Annotated in this window: 18 protein-coding genes; 9 read left to right on the top strand and 9 right to left on the bottom strand. The window is 70.3% G+C overall.

The features are described 5' to 3' along the window. Positions 1-32 precede the first annotated feature (32 nt). Complete coding sequence (locus BLW14_RS02665; RefSeq protein ID WP_093703903.1) at positions 33-2393, top strand: GH92 family glycosyl hydrolase; 2361 nt, start codon at positions 33-35, stop codon at positions 2391-2393. Between the two features lie 70 nt (positions 2394-2463). Here BLW14_RS02665 and BLW14_RS02660 read toward each other — a convergent pair whose 3' ends face one another. Beyond that, positions 2464-2796, bottom strand: a complete 333-nt coding sequence (locus BLW14_RS02660) for an STAS domain-containing protein (RefSeq protein ID WP_018523051.1) — start codon at positions 2794-2796, stop codon at positions 2464-2466. 246 nt (positions 2797-3042) lie between these two features. Then, positions 3043-3555, bottom strand: coding sequence for a MarR family transcriptional regulator (locus tag BLW14_RS02655; RefSeq protein ID WP_093703901.1), 513 nt, complete (start codon positions 3553-3555; stop codon positions 3043-3045). 137 nt (positions 3556-3692) lie between these two features. On the opposite strand from BLW14_RS02655, the gene BLW14_RS02650 reads away from it, so the two are divergent. After that, complete coding sequence (locus BLW14_RS02650; RefSeq protein ID WP_093703899.1) at positions 3693-4811, top strand: PP2C family protein-serine/threonine phosphatase; 1119 nt, start codon at positions 3693-3695, stop codon at positions 4809-4811. 39 nt (positions 4812-4850) lie between these two features. Here BLW14_RS02650 and BLW14_RS02645 read toward each other — a convergent pair whose 3' ends face one another. The 5 genes from BLW14_RS02645 to BLW14_RS02625 form a co-directional block, all read right to left on the bottom strand. Then, positions 4851-5306 carry an ATP-binding protein gene (locus BLW14_RS02645; RefSeq protein ID WP_093703897.1) on the bottom strand — a complete coding sequence of 152 codons (456 nt, stop codon included), beginning with the start codon at positions 5304-5306 and terminating at the stop codon, positions 4851-4853. 98 nt (positions 5307-5404) lie between these two features. Beyond that, positions 5405-5848 (bottom strand): response regulator, encoded by a 444-nt coding sequence (locus BLW14_RS02640; protein WP_018523055.1) that lies wholly within the window; start codon positions 5846-5848, stop codon positions 5405-5407. Then, positions 5845-7470 carry a sensor histidine kinase gene (locus BLW14_RS02635; protein ID WP_093703895.1) on the bottom strand — a complete coding sequence of 542 codons (1626 nt, stop codon included), beginning with the start codon at positions 7468-7470 and terminating at the stop codon, positions 5845-5847. Before BLW14_RS02635 ends, BLW14_RS02640 begins: the two co-directional genes overlap by 4 nt. Further along, positions 7460-8719 carry a SpoIIE family protein phosphatase gene (locus BLW14_RS02630; protein ID WP_093703893.1) on the bottom strand — a complete coding sequence of 420 codons (1260 nt, stop codon included), beginning with the start codon at positions 8717-8719 and terminating at the stop codon, positions 7460-7462. The genes BLW14_RS02635 and BLW14_RS02630 overlap by 11 nt, the downstream gene beginning before the upstream one ends. Positions 8720-8919: 200 nt before the next feature. Next, complete coding sequence (locus BLW14_RS02625; protein WP_093710627.1) at positions 8920-9822, bottom strand: RNA polymerase sigma factor SigF; 903 nt, start codon at positions 9820-9822, stop codon at positions 8920-8922. Between the two features lie 202 nt (positions 9823-10024). On the opposite strand from BLW14_RS02625, the gene BLW14_RS02620 reads away from it, so the two are divergent. Together BLW14_RS02620 and BLW14_RS34405 are read left to right on the top strand one after the other, a co-directional pair. After that, the gene (locus BLW14_RS02620; protein WP_093703891.1) at positions 10025-11509 is read left to right on the top strand and encodes an SDR family NAD(P)-dependent oxidoreductase; all 1485 of its coding nucleotides are present in this window, start codon (positions 10025-10027) and stop codon (positions 11507-11509) included. A gap of 348 nt (positions 11510-11857) precedes the next feature. After that, positions 11858-12034: a hypothetical protein gene (locus BLW14_RS34405; RefSeq protein ID WP_177153883.1), complete on the top strand. Its 177-nt coding sequence runs from the start codon at positions 11858-11860 to the stop codon at positions 12032-12034. 70 nt (positions 12035-12104) lie between these two features. On the opposite strand, the gene BLW14_RS02615 is transcribed toward BLW14_RS34405, so the two are convergent. Both BLW14_RS02615 and BLW14_RS02610 read right to left on the bottom strand, forming a co-directional pair. Further along, entirely contained in the window at positions 12105-12479 is a 375-nt protein-coding gene (locus BLW14_RS02615) for a fluoride efflux transporter FluC (RefSeq protein WP_093703889.1), read from the bottom strand. After that, the gene (locus BLW14_RS02610; RefSeq protein ID WP_093703887.1) at positions 12476-12946 is read right to left on the bottom strand and encodes a FluC/FEX family fluoride channel; all 471 of its coding nucleotides are present in this window, start codon (positions 12944-12946) and stop codon (positions 12476-12478) included. The genes BLW14_RS02615 and BLW14_RS02610 overlap by 4 nt, the downstream gene beginning before the upstream one ends. Positions 12947-13142: 196 nt before the next feature. On the opposite strand from BLW14_RS02610, the gene BLW14_RS02605 reads away from it, so the two are divergent. Genes BLW14_RS02605 through ureC form a run of 5 tightly spaced genes read left to right on the top strand, consistent with a single transcriptional unit; the run spans position 13143 to position 17528 of the window. Beyond that, on the top strand, positions 13143-14102 hold the full coding sequence (locus BLW14_RS02605; protein WP_093703885.1) for an urea transporter: 960 nt from the start codon (positions 13143-13145) through the stop codon (positions 14100-14102). Between the two features lie 54 nt (positions 14103-14156). Beyond that, positions 14157-14462, top strand: a complete 306-nt coding sequence (locus BLW14_RS02600; protein ID WP_093703883.1) for an urease subunit gamma — start codon at positions 14157-14159, stop codon at positions 14460-14462. Positions 14463-14464: 2 nt separating this feature from the next. Beyond that, the gene (locus BLW14_RS02595) at positions 14465-15331 is read left to right on the top strand and encodes a sirohydrochlorin chelatase (protein WP_093703881.1); all 867 of its coding nucleotides are present in this window, start codon (positions 14465-14467) and stop codon (positions 15329-15331) included. Beyond that, complete coding sequence (locus BLW14_RS02590; RefSeq protein ID WP_093703879.1) at positions 15328-15804, top strand: urease subunit beta; 477 nt, start codon at positions 15328-15330, stop codon at positions 15802-15804. Before BLW14_RS02595 ends, BLW14_RS02590 begins: the two co-directional genes overlap by 4 nt. Next, positions 15804-17528, top strand: coding sequence for an urease subunit alpha (gene ureC / locus BLW14_RS02585; protein ID WP_093703877.1), 1725 nt, complete (start codon positions 15804-15806; stop codon positions 17526-17528). The genes BLW14_RS02590 and ureC overlap by 1 nt, the downstream gene beginning before the upstream one ends. Position 17529: the final 1 nt, after the last annotated feature.

The following is a 17529-nucleotide window of genomic DNA, read 5'->3' as shown; positions in this document are numbered from 1 at the left end:
CTCTGACAACGTTGTCCTAAGGAGTAGACCCCATGCATCGGACCCCACGGCCGAGACTGCGCGGCCCGGCCGCCGCACTCGCCGCCGCCGCGCTCCTGGGCGGTGTCCTCCTCCCCGGGGCCACGGCCGAGGCCGCCCCACGGAGCGACGGCCGGCTGACCGACCTGGTCAATCCGTTCATCGGCACCCAGAACGAGGGCAACACCTACCCCGGTGCCTCCGTGCCCTTCGGCATGGTGCAGCTCTCCCCGGACACCGGCCACAACACCGGTTACGACTACGGCGAGAACCACATCCGCGGCTTCTCCTCCGTCCACCTCTCCGGTGTCGGCTGCGGACTCGGCGGCGACCTGCCGACGCTGCCCACCACCGGCGACGTCACGGAGACCGACTACGCGAAGTACGCCGCGGAGTTCAGCCACGACGACGAGAAGGCGAGCCCCGGCTACTACAAGGTCGGGCTCAGGACCGGCATCGAGGCCGAGCTGACCGCCACGCAGCGCACCGGCGTCCAGCGCTACACCTTCCCGGCCACCGACAAGGCCAACGTCCTGCTCAACGCGGGCCAGTCGCTGCACCGGACGCTCTCCTCCGAGGTGGAGATCCTCGACAACCGCACCGTGCGGACCGCCATCACCGGCAGCGGCTTCTGCCAGGACACCAAGCCGTACACGGTCTACACGGTCACCCGCTTCGACCGCCCCTTCAGCACCTCCGGCACCTGGAACGGGGACGCCGTCACCGGCGCGAAGAAGTCCACGGCCACCGACGCCCGCAACGGCGCCTGGCTGCGCTTCGACACCACCAAGGACCGCACCGTCGAGGCCACCACGGCCCTCAGCTACGTCGACGCCAAGGGGGCCGCGCTCAACCTCCGCGCAGAGGGCGGCCACAGCTTCGACCACGTCCTGCGCTCCGCCGAACGCACCTGGGAGGACCGCCTCGAAGGCGTGAAGGCCCAGGGCGGCAGCGACGAACTGCGCCGCACCTTCTACTCGTCCCTCTACCGGTCCTTCCTCGCACCCAACGTGGGCAGCGACGTGGACGGCCGCTACACCGGCTGGGACCAGAAGAAGCACCGGGCTGTCGACTCGCGCGGGACGTTCACGTACTACCAGAACTGGTCGCTCTGGGACACCTACCGCACGCAGGCGCAGCTGCTCTCGCTGCTCGCCCCGCGGGAGTCCCGCGACATGGCCATATCCGTCCTGCGCATCGACGCGGAGAGCGGCTGGCTGCCCAAGTGGGGCTACGGCACGGTCGAGACGAACATCATGACCGGCGACCCGGTCACCCCCTTCCTCACCAACGCCTACCAGCAGGGCCTGCTGAAGGGGTACGAGGAGGAGGCGTACCGCGCCCTGAAGAAGAACGCCGACGGGGTCCCGCCCACCGACTCCGCGCCCGTGGGCCGCGAGGCCAACGTCCAGTACCTGAAGGACGGGTACGCCCCGTACATCAAGGACCGGCCGCACGCCAAGCCCGGCGACTCCGACTTCGACCACGGCGCCTCGGCCACCCTGGAGTACGCCCTGGCCGACGGCATGCTCGCCGAGATGGCCCGGGACCTCGGCCACAGGGCCGACGCGGAGCGCTACGAGGCCCGCGCCCACAACTACCGGAAGATCTTCGACCCCTCGACCGGCTTCTTCCGCGCCCGCGATGCCGCCGGCGCGTTCACCGGCCCCGCCGACCCGGCCGAGAGCGAGGGCTTCCACGAGGGCACGTCCTGGCAGTACCAGTGGATGGTCCCGCAGGACATCCCCGGCATGGTCGACCTGATCGGCGGGAAGAACGCCGCGAACCAGCGGCTGGACTCCTTCTTCGCGTACGACAAGCTCCTCGCCGACCCAGCGAAGACCGCCCGCGAGGTGTGGGTCAACGGCCCGTACGCGTACTACAACGCCGACAAGTACAACCCGCAGAACGAGCCCGACCTCATCGCCCCGTACACCTACCTGTCCACCGGACAGCCGTGGAAGACGACCGACGTGGTGCACGCCGCGCTGACGCTGTTCACCAACGGCCCGACCGGCATGACGGGCAACGACGACCTCGGCACGATGTCCGCGTGGATGGTGCTGTCGTCGATCGGTGTCTTCCCCGTCCAGCCGGGCACCGACACCTGGGGCCTGTCCACGCCCGCGTTCGAGCGCGTCGACATCAAGCTCGACCGCCACTACTACCCGCGCGGCGCGCTGACCGTCAGCGCTCCCGGTACGTCGGACTCCGACCGCTACATCCAGTCCGCCCGGCTGGACGGCGAGCGGCAGTCGGGTACGTACCTGACCACGGACGACATCCGGTCGGCCCGCTCGCTCTCCTTCGAGGTGGGCGACGAGCCGTCGGCGTGGGGCACCTCGCCCGAGGACGCCCCGCCCGCCCTGGGCTGATCCGCGGCCCGCACGGACGAGCGCCCTTCTCCCCGTCGGCGGGGAGAAGGGCGCTCGTGTTTGCTCTTCGCTACGCGGGAAGCGGCGGGTCGATCGCTTCCGCGACGCTCGGGAAGACCGGGACGGCGCTGTCGAGCCCCAGAACGGAGATCAGCCGCTCCATGAAGACGGACGGCGAGGCGAGCCGCAGCCGGGGACCGAGAGCCGTCTGCCCCTGGAGAATCACGTTCACCGTCGTGGAGTCGGCGAAACTCACGTCGGCCAGGTCCACGACGACCGGCCCGGTGCCCTCCCGCGACGCGTTCTCCAGCGCTGCGCCGAGGGGCGCGACGTTGTCGATGTCGAGGTCACCGGTTACCGCGAGCACCAACGCGCCGCGTTCGTGCCGTGGGACTATCTGCATGGCTCGACCGGCGCTGGGCGGTGGAAGCACGTTCACCTCATGATGCACTGGGCGGCGGGGGACCGCCGGATCAGTCGGACGGTTCATATTGTGCTCCGTCCCTGCTCGCGGCGGGAATGCTCAACGATAAAAGTAACAGTTGCCATTTGACAACATTCTTCGTGGGGCAACAATCTGTACCGAACGATCAACGTGAGCGCCCGCGAGCGGCGCCTCCGGAACGCGGAAGCAGGGGCGTGCATGAACCTAGGCGCTGTCCGCGACATCGTCGCGAAGCCGGGCGGCGGTACTCCGCTCGCCGGCGAGCCGCTGCGATGCCGCCGAGCGGAAGGCGGCGAGCCCCACGGCGAGAGCCGCCACATCGGAGGGCTGCATCCTCTCCAGCACGGCGGTCAGCTCCCGCGTGCGGATCGCCCGGTACTCCTCCAGCAGCTCGCGGCCCTGAAGGGTCAGCCGGAGTTCGACCTCCCGGCGGCTCGTCGGGCTCGGATCGCGCTGGACCAGACCCATGGCCTCCATCCGGTCGCACAGCCGGCTCACCGACGGCGCCCGCGAGCCGAGCGCCTCACCAAGCGAGCGCAGATTGCTCCCCTCCTGCTGCTCGATGACGAGCAGCGCGCGAAGCTGGGAGGGGGACACGACACCCCGGGCGGCGGCCTCCTGGCCACGCCCCCACAAAACCTCCAGAAGTTCGGACGCGGCACAGACGTCCTCGGACACCTGGTCAGGGCGGTGAGGGAGTCCGGTGCGGTGGGGCATTCTTCCACTCTGTCACCCGTAGCGTGCTCCTGTCAGCCTGACTCCGCTCCCGCCACCCACCGAAGAATGGGCGAAACAGCGTGATTGCCCCCACGGATATCGAACGAGCGCTGCGCGCGGCGCCGCCGTATGCCCTGGTGGAGACGGTGCGCGACATCCTCGCCAAGTCCTACGGCGCACTTTCGGTGCAGCTTCTCCTGGCGGATTACGGAATGACCGTGCTGAACCCGGTCGACGCCGCCGACGGGCCCGCCCAGCCGCTCTCGCTGCACAACAGCGCCCCGGGCCGTGCCTTCGGCAGCCAGCGCCCGCACCAGGGCCGGACCGGCCCCGACGACGCGGCCGACCACTACTTCCCGGTCACCGTCCGGGGCGAGCGCCTCGGCATCCTCACCGTTCGGCTGCCCTCCGCGCGCTCGACCCCCCAGATCATGGACGATCTCACCCATGTGGCCGATCTCCTCGGCCACGAGATGGTCGTCGCCGAACGGGACACCGACCACTATCAGCGGGCCCGGCGGACGACCCGCCTCACCCTCGCCGCCGAGATGCAGTGGCAGCTCCTCCCGGCCAGGTCGTTCACGACCGCCGAGTACGCCATAGGCGCCCAGCTCGAACCCGCCTACGCCATCCACGGCGACAACTTCGACTGGGCGGCGGAGGGCGACCAGCTCAGCGTCGCCGTGACCAACGGCATGGGGGAGGGCATCCGGGCCTCCATGCTCACCAACCTGGCCGTGAACGCCCTGCGCAACGCCAGGAGGGCCGGTATCGGCATCGCGGACCAGGCGGCCCTGGCCGACCAGGCCATCTACGACCAGCACCGCGGCGCCGCCCACGTCTCCACCCTGCTGCTCCGTTTCGACCTGCCCACGGGATCGGTCGAGGCGGTGGACGCGGGCTCCCCGCAGCTGTGGCGCCTGCGTGGCCGTACAGTCACCCGGGTGGCTCTGGAGGCCCAGCTCCCGCTGGGGATGTTCGAGGAGTCGCAGTACGCCGTACAGCACCTCCAGGCCCGACCCGGCGACCGGCTGCTGCTCGTCAGCGACGGGGTGTACGACGCGGTCTCACCGCTCGGCGAGATGTTCGCGGAACGGGGCCTGCCCAAGGCCGTCCTCGCCACCCGGCTGCTGCCGGCGGCCGCCGTGCCCGGCGCGGTCCTGCGGGAACTCGCGGAACACCGGGCGTCGGACACGCTCGACGACGCCCTGGTCATGTGCATCGACTGGTTCGGCCGGCCGGACGCGAGGGGCTGAGGCCGGGCCGGGTTGCCGCCCGGTCCGGTTGCTCCCGGGTCAGCTGCTCAGGATGAACTCGGCCCGGATGCGCTTGCCGACCGGCACCCGCTCTGCCGTGACGCGGTCGCACAGGGCCACCACGATCTCCATGCCGTGACCGCCCAGGCGGCTCGGGTCGGGGGCGTAGAAGACGGGCAGCGCGCTGCTGCTGTCGTACACCGTGATGCTGATGTGCTCCGCCGTGCCCTCGAGCTCCAGCAGATACGGGCCGTGGCTGTAGCGCTCCGCATTGGTGACCAGCTCGCTCACGGCCAGCATCAGGTCGTTGCGAGTGTGCACGCCCAGAACCGCCATCCACTCGGACACAAGCCGGGCGAGGAAGCGGTCGGCCAGTGCCCGTGCCTGGGAAATGCACCCCGGTTCGCCGTCGAACACCTCGGCGCTGTGCAATGCCTCCGTAGGCGGACAGCTCCGGGGGGAGTCGTCCGGCGGGGAGATCGCCTGTTCTTTCATGTGCTCCAGCCAGGGCGCAGCGGGGAGGTCACAGACCTCTTTCTTGTGATCGTGTACCCGCGTCGGGAGATCCCACTCCCATGCGTCGACAGCGAATATTACGCGCGACCGGGAAGCCGCACCACGGTGACGAAGAAGTCGTCGATCTGGCGGACGGCGGCGATGAACTGGTCCAGGTCGACCGGCTTGGTGACGTAGGCGTTGGCGTGCAGCTTGTAGCTGCGCAGGATGTCCTCCTCGGCGGAGGACGTCGTGAGCACGACGACGGGGATCAGCGCGAGCTCCGGGTCCTGCTTGATCTGCTCCAGGACCTGGCGGCCGTCGTACTTCGGCAGGTTCAGGTCGAGCAGGATCAGATCGGGCCGGGGCGCCCCGGTGTGGGCGCCGCGGCGGTAGAGGAAGTCGAGTGCCTCTTCGCCGTCGCGGACCACGTGGAGCGTGTTGCGGATCTTGTTGTCCTCGAACGCCTCACGTGTCATCAGCTCGTCGCCCGGGTCGTCCTCGACGAGCAGGACCTCGATGGGCTCTACAGGGGTGTTCACGTGGCGTCTCCAGAGGTTTCGGCAGGGGCTGCCGTGTCGTGGGTGCCGTCGTCCTTGGGAGCGGCGTCGGCGGGCAGCGAGAAGTGGACCCGCGCCCCCTGACGGGAGTCGGGATCCAGCCAGATCCTGCCCCCGTGGAACTCGATGATCTTGCGGCACAGGGCCAGGCCGATGCCGGTCCCGTCGTACTCGTCACGGCCGTGCAGGCGCTGGAAGATGACGAAGACCTTCTCGGCGAACTCGGGCGCGATGCCGATCCCGTTGTCCGCCACCGTGAAGTGCCAGTCGTCGCCGTCCCGCTCGCACCCGACCGTGATCACGCACGGTTCGTCGGGGCGGCGGAACTTCACGGCGTTCCCGATGAGGTTCTGCCAGATCATCGCGAGCGTCGTGGGGTCCCCGGTGACCGAGGGGAGAGGGCTCTCGCGGACGACCGTGGTCGCCGACTCCTCGATCACCATCGCCAGATTCCCCAGCGCCCGGTCCAAGGACTTGTCGAGCTCGACGGGGGTCCAGCTGTCGTGGACGCGTCCGACCCGGGAGAACGTCAGCAGGTCGTTGATGAGGACCTGCATGCGCTTGGCGCCGTCCACCGCGAAGTCGATGTACTGCTTGCCGCGGCCGTCCAGCTCGTTCCCGTACCGCTTCTCCAGCAGCTGGCAGAACGAGGCGACCTTGCGCAGCGGCTCCTGGAGGTCGTGCGAGGCGACGTACGCGAACTGCTCCAGCTCCGAGTTGGACCTGCGCAGCTCCACGGTCTGCTGGGCGAGCGTGTTCTCCCGTTCCTGCGTGACGTCCAGCTCCGCCACCAGCCGGCCCCGCATGTCCTCGACCGCTCCGGCCACCGCCCGTACGTCGGAGGGACCGTGCACCTCGATCCGCTGATCGCGGAAGCTGTCCGAGCGGACCCGTCGGGAGGCCTCGGCCAGGGCGTTCAGCGGCCGTCCCACAGCGCGCTGGAACAACACGCTGAGGGCGACCACGCAGAGCGCGAAGACGATCAGCAGGGCGGCGAAGACCCGGTCACGGGTGTGGCGGGCGTCGTCCATCTGGGCACGCGCCCGGTCCCGGGCGGCGTCGAGATGCGCCTGCTGGGTGCCGTACAGCTGCCGCAGCTTGTCGAAGGCGGTCTTGCTCTCGGCGGTCCTGTCGGACGAGCGGGTCCCGGGGCCGTCGCGCCGGACGTCGGCGATCAGCGGTTCGGCGTGCACCCGGCGCCACTCCGAGGCGGCGGCGGCGATCCGGTCCAGGTCGCGGTTGAACGGGGCGTTGTCGCCCATCGCTGAGCGGACGCGGGCCAGCCGGTCCTTCTCCTCCTTCTTGCCCGCGGAGAAGGGCTCCAGGAACGAGGCGTCACCGGTCAGCGCGTAGCCGCGCACGCCGGTCTCCTGGTTGAGCAGCGCGTTCTGCAGCTGGAAGGAGGCGGAGCGGGCCGGCTGGATGCGGTCGACCAGCTCGGTGGTCCGGTCCGAGATCCGGGCCAGCACGAGACCGCCCGCCACCACGCAGCCGCAGACCACGAGCACGAAGGCGGCCAGGATCAGGTGGACCCAGTTCTGGACCGACAGCCGGGCCCACGTTCCCCTGGGCTGCGCGGAGGTGTCCGTTATCTCATTGTTCATGTGCGGTGTTTCTCCAGCCGAGGTGCAGGACGGCGACATCGTCGGCGAGGCCCCCGTGCGGGGCAGCGGCCTCCGAGGCGCCCGCGACCAGTGCGTCGACGAACGGGCGGGCGGTGAGGGGGGCGAGGTTCCGGGCCATGTCGAGCAGCCCGTCCTCGCCGAGCCGGCTGTGCGGCCCGGTGCGCCCCTCGAAGAGGCCGTCGGTGAACAGGACGAGCGCCGCGTCAGGCGTGAGTTCGAATTCGCTGACCGACCACTGGCCGTGCCCGGGCAGCAGCCCGAGCGCCATGCCGCCCTCGGGCTCCACCCACTCGACCTCCTCGCCCCGGCGCAGGAGGAGCCCCGGGTGACCGGCGCGCACGACCTGGACGCGGTCGCCGCCGGGCGGGAAGGCGAGCGTGGTGACGGTGGCGAAGAGATGGGGGTCGGAGCGCTCGGCGACCAGGATCGACTCCAGCAGCCCCAGCTGCTGGAGCGGATCCGTCCCGCACAGCACGGCCGCGCGCCAGGCCACCCGCAGGCAGACCCCGAGCGCCGCCTCCGCCGCACCGTGCCCCGACACATCACCGATGACCGCCCACACAGTGCCGTCGGCCGTCTGGACCACGTCGTAGAAGTCACCGCTGAGCAGCCCGTGGGCCCGCCCCGGCTCGTAGCGGGCGACCGCCTGGAAGCTGTCGTCGTTCAGCAGGGGGACGGGCAGCAGCCCGCGTTCGAGGCGTGCGTTCTCCTGCGCCATCAGCTGGTTGGCGCGCAGCGCGGCCGCGGCCTGCTCGACCTGCTTGCGCTGGAGGGCGTACCGGATCGCGCGCGCGAGGGCCTGGGGGTCTAGCAGGCCCTTCATGAGGTAGTCCTGCGCGCCGGTCGCCACGGCGGCGAGCCCCGCGTCGGCCTCCGCGAGGCCGGTGAGGACGACGATCGCCGCGTCCGGGGACGTGTCGACGATCTGTGTCACGGCGCTCAGACCGTGCACGTCGGGCAGATGCAGGTCGAGCAGGACGCAGACGGGCGCCCGGTGCGACCGCAGGAAGGCCAGCGCCTCGGACAGGGTCTTGCACCAGGTCAGGGTCGGGTCCAGCTCGCCGTCCGCGAGCATCTCCTCGACGAGGAGCGCGTCACCCGCGTCGTCCTCGACGAGCAGGATGGTGCCGCTGACGTCCCACACGGAGCCCCGTTCGCCGGCCTCGGAAGCCGCCTGGACCGGGAAGGCCCCCACGGCCGGAGGTCGGGCCGGGGCGCCCATGCGCATCTCAGCCACTTTTCACTCTCTCCTTGCACCGTGCGGGCCACCCGCCGGTGTTGCGCAGCATATGTGAACGACGCCCGGCAATTCGCCGCCGGGCGTCGTTCACAGCGTCTTCGGCCACACTCCGTCGGTGTGTGACCGATTCGAGGGGGTGGTCCGGCCTCGGGACCGGTTACGCTCGCGCGCCCGAGGCCTGGGACCGGTCAGGCCTCCACGGACATTCCGGCCCGCAGGCGCTTGACGATACGGGCCAGCAGCCGGGACACGTGCATCTGGGAGACGCCCAGCTCCGCACCGATCTGGGCCTGCGTCATCTCCTGGCCGAAGCGCATCTGCACGATCCGGCGCTCGCGCTCGTCCAGCTGCTCCAGCAGGGGCGCCAGCGCGTGGAGGTTCTCGACGGTCTCCATGCCGGGGTCGGCCTCGCCGAGCACATCGGCGAGCGAGCGCTGCTCGTTGCCGGAGTCGGTCTCCGCGGTGGGGGTGTCCAGCGAACCGGCCGAGTACCCGTTGGCCGCGACGAGGCCCTCGATGATCTCTTCCTCGGGCAGGTCGAGGTGGGCGGCCAGCTCGGCGACCGTCGGATCGCGGTCCAGCCGGGACGACAGCTCCTCCTTCGCCTTCGCGAGGTCGACCCGCAGCTCCTGGAGCCGGCGCGGGACGTGCACGGCCCAGGTGGTGTCCCGGAAGAAGCGCTTGATCTCACCGACGATGTAGGGGACGGCGAATGTGGCGAACTCCACCTCGCGCGACAGGTCGAAGCGGTCGATGGCCTTGATCAGACCGATGGTGCCGACCTGGATGATGTCCTCGGTGTCGTCGCCGCCGCGGTTGCGGAAGCGCGAGGCGGCGTACCGCACGAGCGAGAGATTCATCTCGATGAGGGTGTTGCGCGCGTACTGGTACTCGTGCGTGCCCTCCTCCAGCGACTGCAGCCGGTCCAGGAACATCTTCGACAGGGCACGGGCGTCCTTGGGAGCGACCTTGCCCGTGTCCTCGATCCACGGCAGCTCCGCGGTCTCCGCACCGAGCGGCGCGCCGTCCTGCTCGGAGAGCGTGCACGCGTCGCCGAGGACTCCGTCGGTCTTCTCCGTCGTGGTCGCCATGATGTCTGGCCCCTCCTTGTCGCCGAGTGCTTCGCGCACCGCCTGCCCCGGATCGGCGAGGGCATGCACAACTGATGCGAAGTTTTTTTCGCGGCGTTGTTCCGCGCCCCGCTCCACCCGAATGGAGCAGCCCGTGGATCATGGCAAACTTGACCGAGCCCCACGCCCGCGGTGAGGCCGGTACGAGTACAGAGGAACGGCGATGACGGTGACAGAGGACGGCCCCGAGATCGTGGCCGGAACCGAGGAGTTCGGTCCCGGCATCGACCCGGAGCGGCTGGCCGTCTGCCTGAGTGTGCTCGACGAGCTCGACACCATCGAGGTCGACCACCCGGACGCCGTCGCGGTCCGCCGGGCCACCGCGGGGATCTACCGGACCGTGAAGCAGCGCCGCCGCCAGGAACGCCGGGCCGCCAAGACCGCGCACGACAAGGCGGTGACCGAGGCCACGGCCACCGGTTCGGCCGAGCGCATCGACGACGAGACCCAGGGCGTCCTGCCCTCCTCGTCGACCACCACCGAGATCGCCGGCATCCTTCAGCGCCCCCGGTCCTGCTACGTGTGCAAGACGCGGTACGTCGAGGTCGACGCGTTCTACCACCAGCTCTGCCAGGACTGCGCCCGGGAGAACCGTGCCCGCCGGGACGCGCGTACCGACCTGACGGGCCGCCGGGCGCTGCTCACCGGTGGCCGCGCCAAGATCGGCATGTACATCGCGCTTCGGCTGTTGCGTGACGGAGCGCACACCACGATCACCACGCGCTTCCCCAACGACGCGATCCGCCGCTTCAAGGCGATGGAGGACAGCGACGAGTGGATCCACCGCCTGAAGATCGTCGGCATCGACCTGCGCGACCCCGCCCAGGTCGTCGCCCTCGCCGACTCTGTGGCGGCCGAGGGTCCGCTCGACATCCTGATCAACAACGCGGCGCAGACGGTCCGCCGCTCGCCGCAGGCGTACAGCGAGCTGCTCTCGGCCGAGTCCGCCCCGCTGCCCGCCGGTGAGCTGCCCGCCGCCGAGGTGATCGGCACCTTCGGCAGCGGCAGCGTCGACCGCGTCGCGGCCCTGCCCGCCGCACGCAAGGAAGCGCTCAGCGCCCAGGACGTCACGGACCTGGCCCTGGTCAGCGGCTCCGCGTCGCCGGCCCGGATCGCCGCCGGCACCGCGATCGACGCGGGCGGCCTCGTGCCCGACCTGCACGACACCAACAGCTGGATCCAGACAGTCGACGAGGTCGAACCGATCGAGCTGCTGGAGGTCCAGCTCTGCAACTCGACCGCGCCGTTCATCCTGATCAGCCGGCTGCGCCCGGCCATGGCGGCCACCGCGGCCAAGCACTCCTACGTGGTCAACGTCTCCGCGATGGAGGGCGTGTTCGGCCGGGGTTACAAGGGCGCGGGGCACCCGCACACCAATATGGCCAAGGCCGCGCTGAACATGCTGACCCGCACCAGCGCGCAGGAGATGTTCGAGAAGGACGGCATCCTGATGACGGCCGTCGACACCGGCTGGATCACCGACGAGCGCCCGCACCCGGACAAGATGCGGCTGGCGGAGGAGGGCTTCCACGCCCCGCTCGACCTGGTCGACGGCGCCGCCCGGGTCTACGACCCGATCGTGCGCGGCGAGGCGGGCGACGTGCTCTACGGCTGCTTCCTGAAGGACTACGCCCCCGCCAACTGGTAGAGGAGCGGGGGTGTGCGCCGCCCTACCGTGCGAAGACCCGGCCGGAGTGTTTACCTGGCCGGGTCTTTTCCGTAAGTGGTGGCTGAAAGTGACTCACGGCACACGTTCCATCGAGCGCGGACGCGCTCATTTGGTTACTCTGATGTGAACGGACGTCATCGAGGAGTCCACGAACCTTCCTCGACCGTCCTGGGACAGGCTTGTCAACCAAGTCGCCGTCCCGCCCCGTACCCGGCGCCACCGCGACCGAACTGTTCCTGCCCCTGCCCCGCATGGGCAGCTGATTCCCGGAAATGAGAACCGGAGCGTCGGCAGCGCCCGGGGCTACGCGACACGAAGGAGTGCGCGGTGACGACACCGGAATTGACGAAGCAAGACGAGCGACCGGCCGAACGGCACGGAAAGCCGGGATCCGGCAGCGACAAGCTCCAGAACATCGAGGTCTGGGCGAGGTCCGCGCCGATCCGCCTGGCCGGCTACGAGGACGACCTCGCCGAACCGCACATCCTGCCCGGCATCGACTGAGCCTCGCAACGCGCTGTGGCCCGCCCCCACCCGGGGCGGGCCACAGCGCGTTCGCCTGCGTGGCGCGCGCTCAGAACACCGCGCGCGCCACAGCGGCCCCGGCGAAGGACAGCCCCACTCCGGCGGTGACGGTGGCCAGGAGATAGGACGCCGCGAGTCCCAGCCGACGGGCGGAATTCAGGGTGAGCAGTTCGTACGAGAACGTCGACCACGTCGACAGGGCCCCGCAGAAGCCGGTGGCCAGCAGCAGATTCAGCCGGTTGCCGAGATCACCGTCGGTCGCCCCCTCCGCGACGAAGCCGAGGACCAGCGCCGCGCCCGCGTTGGCCGCGAAGGTGCCCCAGGGGAAGACGCTGTGCAGGCGGAACTTCGCGTCCACACCGAGCAGGTAGCGCAGCGGCGCCCCCACCAGGCCGCCGGCCAGCACGAGCAGCCAGTCGGTCATGACGCCTCGCCCTGTGCGGCGTAGGAGCGGCCGAAGGCGAAGTGCGCCGCGAACGCCCCCGCCGTCACGGCCGCCAGCGCCGCGGCCACGGTCAGCACCAGGTAGCTCACCGCGTAGCCGGGCTGATGATTGTCGAACAGCTGCCGCACGTTGTCCGTGTAGTGCGAGAACGAGGTGAACCCGCCGAGCACACCGGTGCCGAGCAGCGGGCTGATGAGCCGGGGAGCCCCGGGGAAGCGCAGCTTCAGGGTGACCATCAGGATCCCCATCAGAAAACACCCCACCGCGTTGATCAGCAGGATCGTCCAGGGAAAGGCGAAGGTGCCGGTCGGCCAGAGGCGTTCGGCGGCGTACCGGGCGCAGGCCCCCGCGGCCCCGCCGACCGCGACGGCCACCACGACCGGGAGCTGCACACCCGGGTGGTGATCGGGGTGGCTGTGCCGGTGCAACCGCATCTTCTGGGCCATGCGCCGAACGTACGGACGGCGGCCGGGCATCGAGGGCCGGGTTCACGGCGTGCCTCCGGGGTGTACCCGAGTGGGCTACCCCGATCGCTCCCAGCGCGATAAGTCCGACTTTGTGTGACTTCATGGCATATGACGGGTGCCTCCGTGAATCCGTCGCGCCCGGACCCCACTTGCCGACGAGACGCTGGAGCACGCCTTGTCCCTCGCCGAGCCGGATCTCGTCCGGCGGCTGGAGAGCCGCCAGCCGTCCGCGTACCTCCTGGCGTCACTGCGAGGTGTCGGACAGGTCGACTTCCAGGCCAGTCTGTACACGGGCGCCGCGATCCTCGCCGGGCTCTGGGCGGCGGGCTGGCAGACGGGCCTGTTCGCGACGATCGGGACGCTGGTCGCCACCGCCACGGCCTACGCGCTGGCCGTCGACCGGGGGAGCATCGCACTCGGGATGCAGGGGTTCGCGGGCTGCCTGACCGGCATCGCCCTCGTCTCCTCGCTGGGCAACCACCCGGCCACCTACGTACTGACCGTCGTGGGCGCCGTCCTGTGCGTCATCCTCATGGCGACGCTGGCCACATTTCTCGCGCCGTACAACCTCACACCCATGACCGCGCCCTTCTGCCTGGTCTCCGGCGTGATGGTGGTCGGCGCCCCGTCCTTCGACCGCGTCTGGCACGGAGCCCCGGCGGCCGTCTCCAGCACGACCAGCGGGGACACCGGGATCACCTGGAACGACCTGTGGCACGCCTTCTTCAACAACGTCTCGCAAATCTTCCTGGTCGAGAGCTGGTACGTCGGACTGATCATGCTCGTCGGACTGGCTTTCGCCGGCCTGCGCGTCGTGCTCTACGCGGCTGTCGGCAGCATCGCCGGGATCGTCGCCGGCTGGCTGCTCGGCGCGCCGACCGACCTGATCGCCAACGGCATCTACGGCTACAACGCGGTGCTCGTCGCCATCGGCATCGGGGCCGTCTTCATGGCCAACACCGCCTGGACCGCGGCCTACGCGATCTTCGGCGCGATGGTCAGCACCGGCCTCACCGCCACCCTGACCTCCTTCTTCAAGCCGTTCGGCGGCCACACCTTCACCTGGCCGTTCATCCTCACCACCTGGACGCTGCTGGCGGCCGTCCCCCTGCTGCCGCGCCTGCGCCGCAGCTGACCCGGCCCTCGACCGCCGGCCCTCCCACCGCACATCCCGAGGAAGGTATCCACGATGAACCTCGCCCCCCGCGAGATCGACAAACTGCTCGTGTACGTCGTGGCCGACCTGGCCCGCAAACGCCAGGACCGCGGCCTCAAGCTCAACTACAGCGAGTCGGTCGCGCTGATCACCGAGGCGATCCTCGAAGCGGCCCGCGACGGGAAGAGCGTCGCGGACTGCATGGAGCTGGGCCGCCACATCGTGGGCGAGGACGCCACCATGGACGGCGTACGGGAGATGCTCGGCCTCCTCCAGGTCGAGGCGTCCTTCGTGGACGGCACCAAGCTGGTCTCCGTCCACGACCCCATCGGCGGCTGACCATGGCCGGGAACGCGGCCGTCATCGCCGTCTGCGGCCACGAAGCCGCGTACGGCCGGGCGCTGGAGGGGCGTCTCGGCCCGGACACGGGCATCGTCCCCAACGGGCGCGCCCTCTTCCGGACCGTCGCCGCACACCTGCGCCGGGGCGAGCGCGTCGTCGTCGTCCCGATGACCCTCGGCCGCGAGCCCGGGCTCGTCGCGGACACCGCCCGCACCCTGCGCGCCGTTCCCGACGCCGGCCGGGGAGCCGTGCTGCTCGCCGAACCGTTCGGCACCGCCCAGCACCTCGTCGCCTGGCTGCGCGCCGCCGCCGGCCGGGTGCCCGCCGACTCCGCGCTCCTCGTCGCCGCCCCCGCCGGCGACCCCTTCGAGGACGCCGAACTCCACCGCGTCGCCGCCCTCGTACGCCGCTACGGGCGCCACGCCCTGGTCGAGGTCGCGTTCGACGGCGGCGACCCGGACCCGGCCGAAGGAGTCCGGCGCTGCCGGCTGCTCGGTGCGGAGAAGGTTGCGCTGCTGCCCGCCTCGTTCACGGACGTGCGCCCGGTCGGCGGGACGGCGGTGCCGGTGGCGGACGCGGGCCCTCTCCTGCCGGAATCCGCCCTGCGCCGCGTGCTGGACGAACGCGCGGCCGACGCGCGCCGGCGTTGGAGCGAGCACGGCGACGACGGCGTCCCGACCGGCCTCGCGGCGGCCGACCACCACGGTCACGCACACACTCACCCGCCGGGCGAGGGCCACGGTCACAGCCACGACCACGACCACGGACACGGACACCCCCACGGGAATGGCCCCGGGACCGGGCACCGGCATCACCATCACCCGTCCGCCGCTGGGGCGGACCTTGGCACCAGGAGCATCGCATGACGTTCCGTCAGCAGTACCTGTACGGGGACGACCCCATCGAACTCAACGCGGGCCGCCGCACGGTCAAGGTCACCGTGAGCAACACCGGCGACCGGGCCGTGCAGGTCGGGTCGCACTACCACTTCTTCGAGGTGAACTCGGCGCTCTCCTTCGACCGCGAGGCGACCCTCGGCACGCACCTCAACATCGCCGCCGGCACCTCCGTACGGTTCGAGCCCGGCGGGACGCGCGAGGTCGAGCTCTGCGCCTACGCCGGAACCGGCCGGCTCACCGGCTTCAGCGGACTCCTCAACGGCAGCCTCGCCTCCCACCCCGCACGCGTCGAAGCCGTCCGCAAGGCCATCGAGCGCGGCTTCGAGGGTGCGCAGAACACGCCTGCCGCGGCCGGCTCCAAGACGCAGTCCAAGAGCTCCGGCAAGGACGGTTCCAAGAGCTCCAAGGCCGCCAAGGACAAGAAGAAGGGTTCGCGCTGATGCCCATCCTGCCCCGCAAGCAGTACACCGACATGTTCGGTCCCACGGTCGGTGACCGCTTCCACCTCGCCGACACCAACCTCGTCGTCGAGGTCGAGAAGGACTACAGCGAGGGCCTGTACGGCGACGAGGTCGTCTACGGCGGCGGCAAGACCATGCGCGACGGCATGGCCTCCGACCCGCAGGCCACCGCCGCCCAGGGCGCGCTCGACACCGTCATCACCAACGTGGTCGTCATCGATCCGATCGTGGGCGTCGTCAAGTGCGACATCGGCATCAAGGACGGCTTCATCGTCGGCATCGGCAAGTCCGGCAACCCGCAGACCCAGAACAACGTCGACCCGGACCTGGTCATCGGACCCGGCACCGAGGCCATCGCCGGCGAGCACCTGATCGCGACCGCGGGCGCCATCGACAGCCACGTCCACCTGATCGCACCGCAGCAGGCCGAGCAGGCGCTGACCAACGGCATCACCACCCTCATCGGCGGCGGCACCGGTCCCACGGACGGCTCCAACGGCACCACCTGCACCCCCGGCCCGTACAACATCGGTCTGCTGCTCCAGGCGGCGGAGACGCTGCCGGTCAACCTCGGCATCATGGGCAAGGGCAACGGCAGCCTGCCGGGCGCCCTGGAGGAGCAGGTCGTCGCGGGTGCCTGCGCGCTCAAGGTGCACGAGGACTGGGGCTCCACCCCGGCCGTGATCGACAACGCGCTGAACGTCGCGGACGAGCACGACGTCCAGGTGGCCATCCACACCGACAGCCTCAACGAGGGCGGATTCTTCGAGGACACCCGCTCCGCCATCGACGGCCGCGCCATCCACACCTTCCACAGCGAGGGCGCGGGCGGCGGACACGCCCCCGACATCCTGCGCGTCACCGGCGAGCCCAACGTCCTGCCGTCGTCGACCAACCCGACGCTGCCGTACACCAAGAACTCGGTGGACGAGCTGCTCGACATGGTGATGGTCTGCCACCACCTGAGCCGTGACATCCCCGAGGACGTCTCCTTCGCCGACAGCCGGGTCCGGGCCGAGACGATCGCCGCCGAGTCGGTGCTGCACGACCTCGGCGTGATCAGCATGTTCTCCTCGGACTCCCAGGCCATGGGCCGGATCGGCGAGTCCGTCACCCGGGCCTTCCAGACCGCGCACCACTGCAAGGACAAGCTCGGGGTGCTGGAGGGCGACTCGGAGCGCAACGACAACCAGCGGGTGCTGCGCTACCTCGCCAAGCTCACCATCAACCCCGCCATCGCCACGGGCATCTCCGACTACGTGGGCTCGATCGAGAAGGGCAAGCTCGCCGACATCGTGCTCTGGCCCATCCACTCCTTCGGCGCCAAGCCGAAGATGGTCATCAAGGGCGGCCTCGTCTCCTGGGCACAGATGGGCGACCCCAACGCCTCGCTCCCGACCCCGCAGCCGGTCACCTACCGGCCGATGTTCGGGCAGTACGGCAAGGCGCTCCAGGCCACCCACGCCACGTTCATGTCGCAGGCGGGCATCGCCGCCGGCGTGCCGGAGCGGCTCGGCCTGAACCGCAAGGTCCTGCCCGTGCGCCGTACCCGCACCATCGGCAAGCACAACATGGTCCGCAACGACGTGCTGCCGGACGTCCAGGTCGACCCGGAGACGTTCAAGGTCACGCTCAACGGCAAGGTCGCCACCATCGACCCGGCCGAGAAGCTGCCCCTGAACCACCTCTACTTCCTGGTCTAGG

The sequence above is a fragment of the Streptomyces sp. 2131.1 genome (genome assembly GCF_900105515.1).
In the GTDB taxonomy this organism is placed as follows: domain Bacteria; phylum Actinomycetota; class Actinomycetes; order Streptomycetales; family Streptomycetaceae; genus Streptomyces; species Streptomyces drozdowiczii.
The sequence above is the reverse complement of the archived record's forward strand: the minus strand, read 5'-3'. Positions and strand labels throughout refer to the sequence as shown.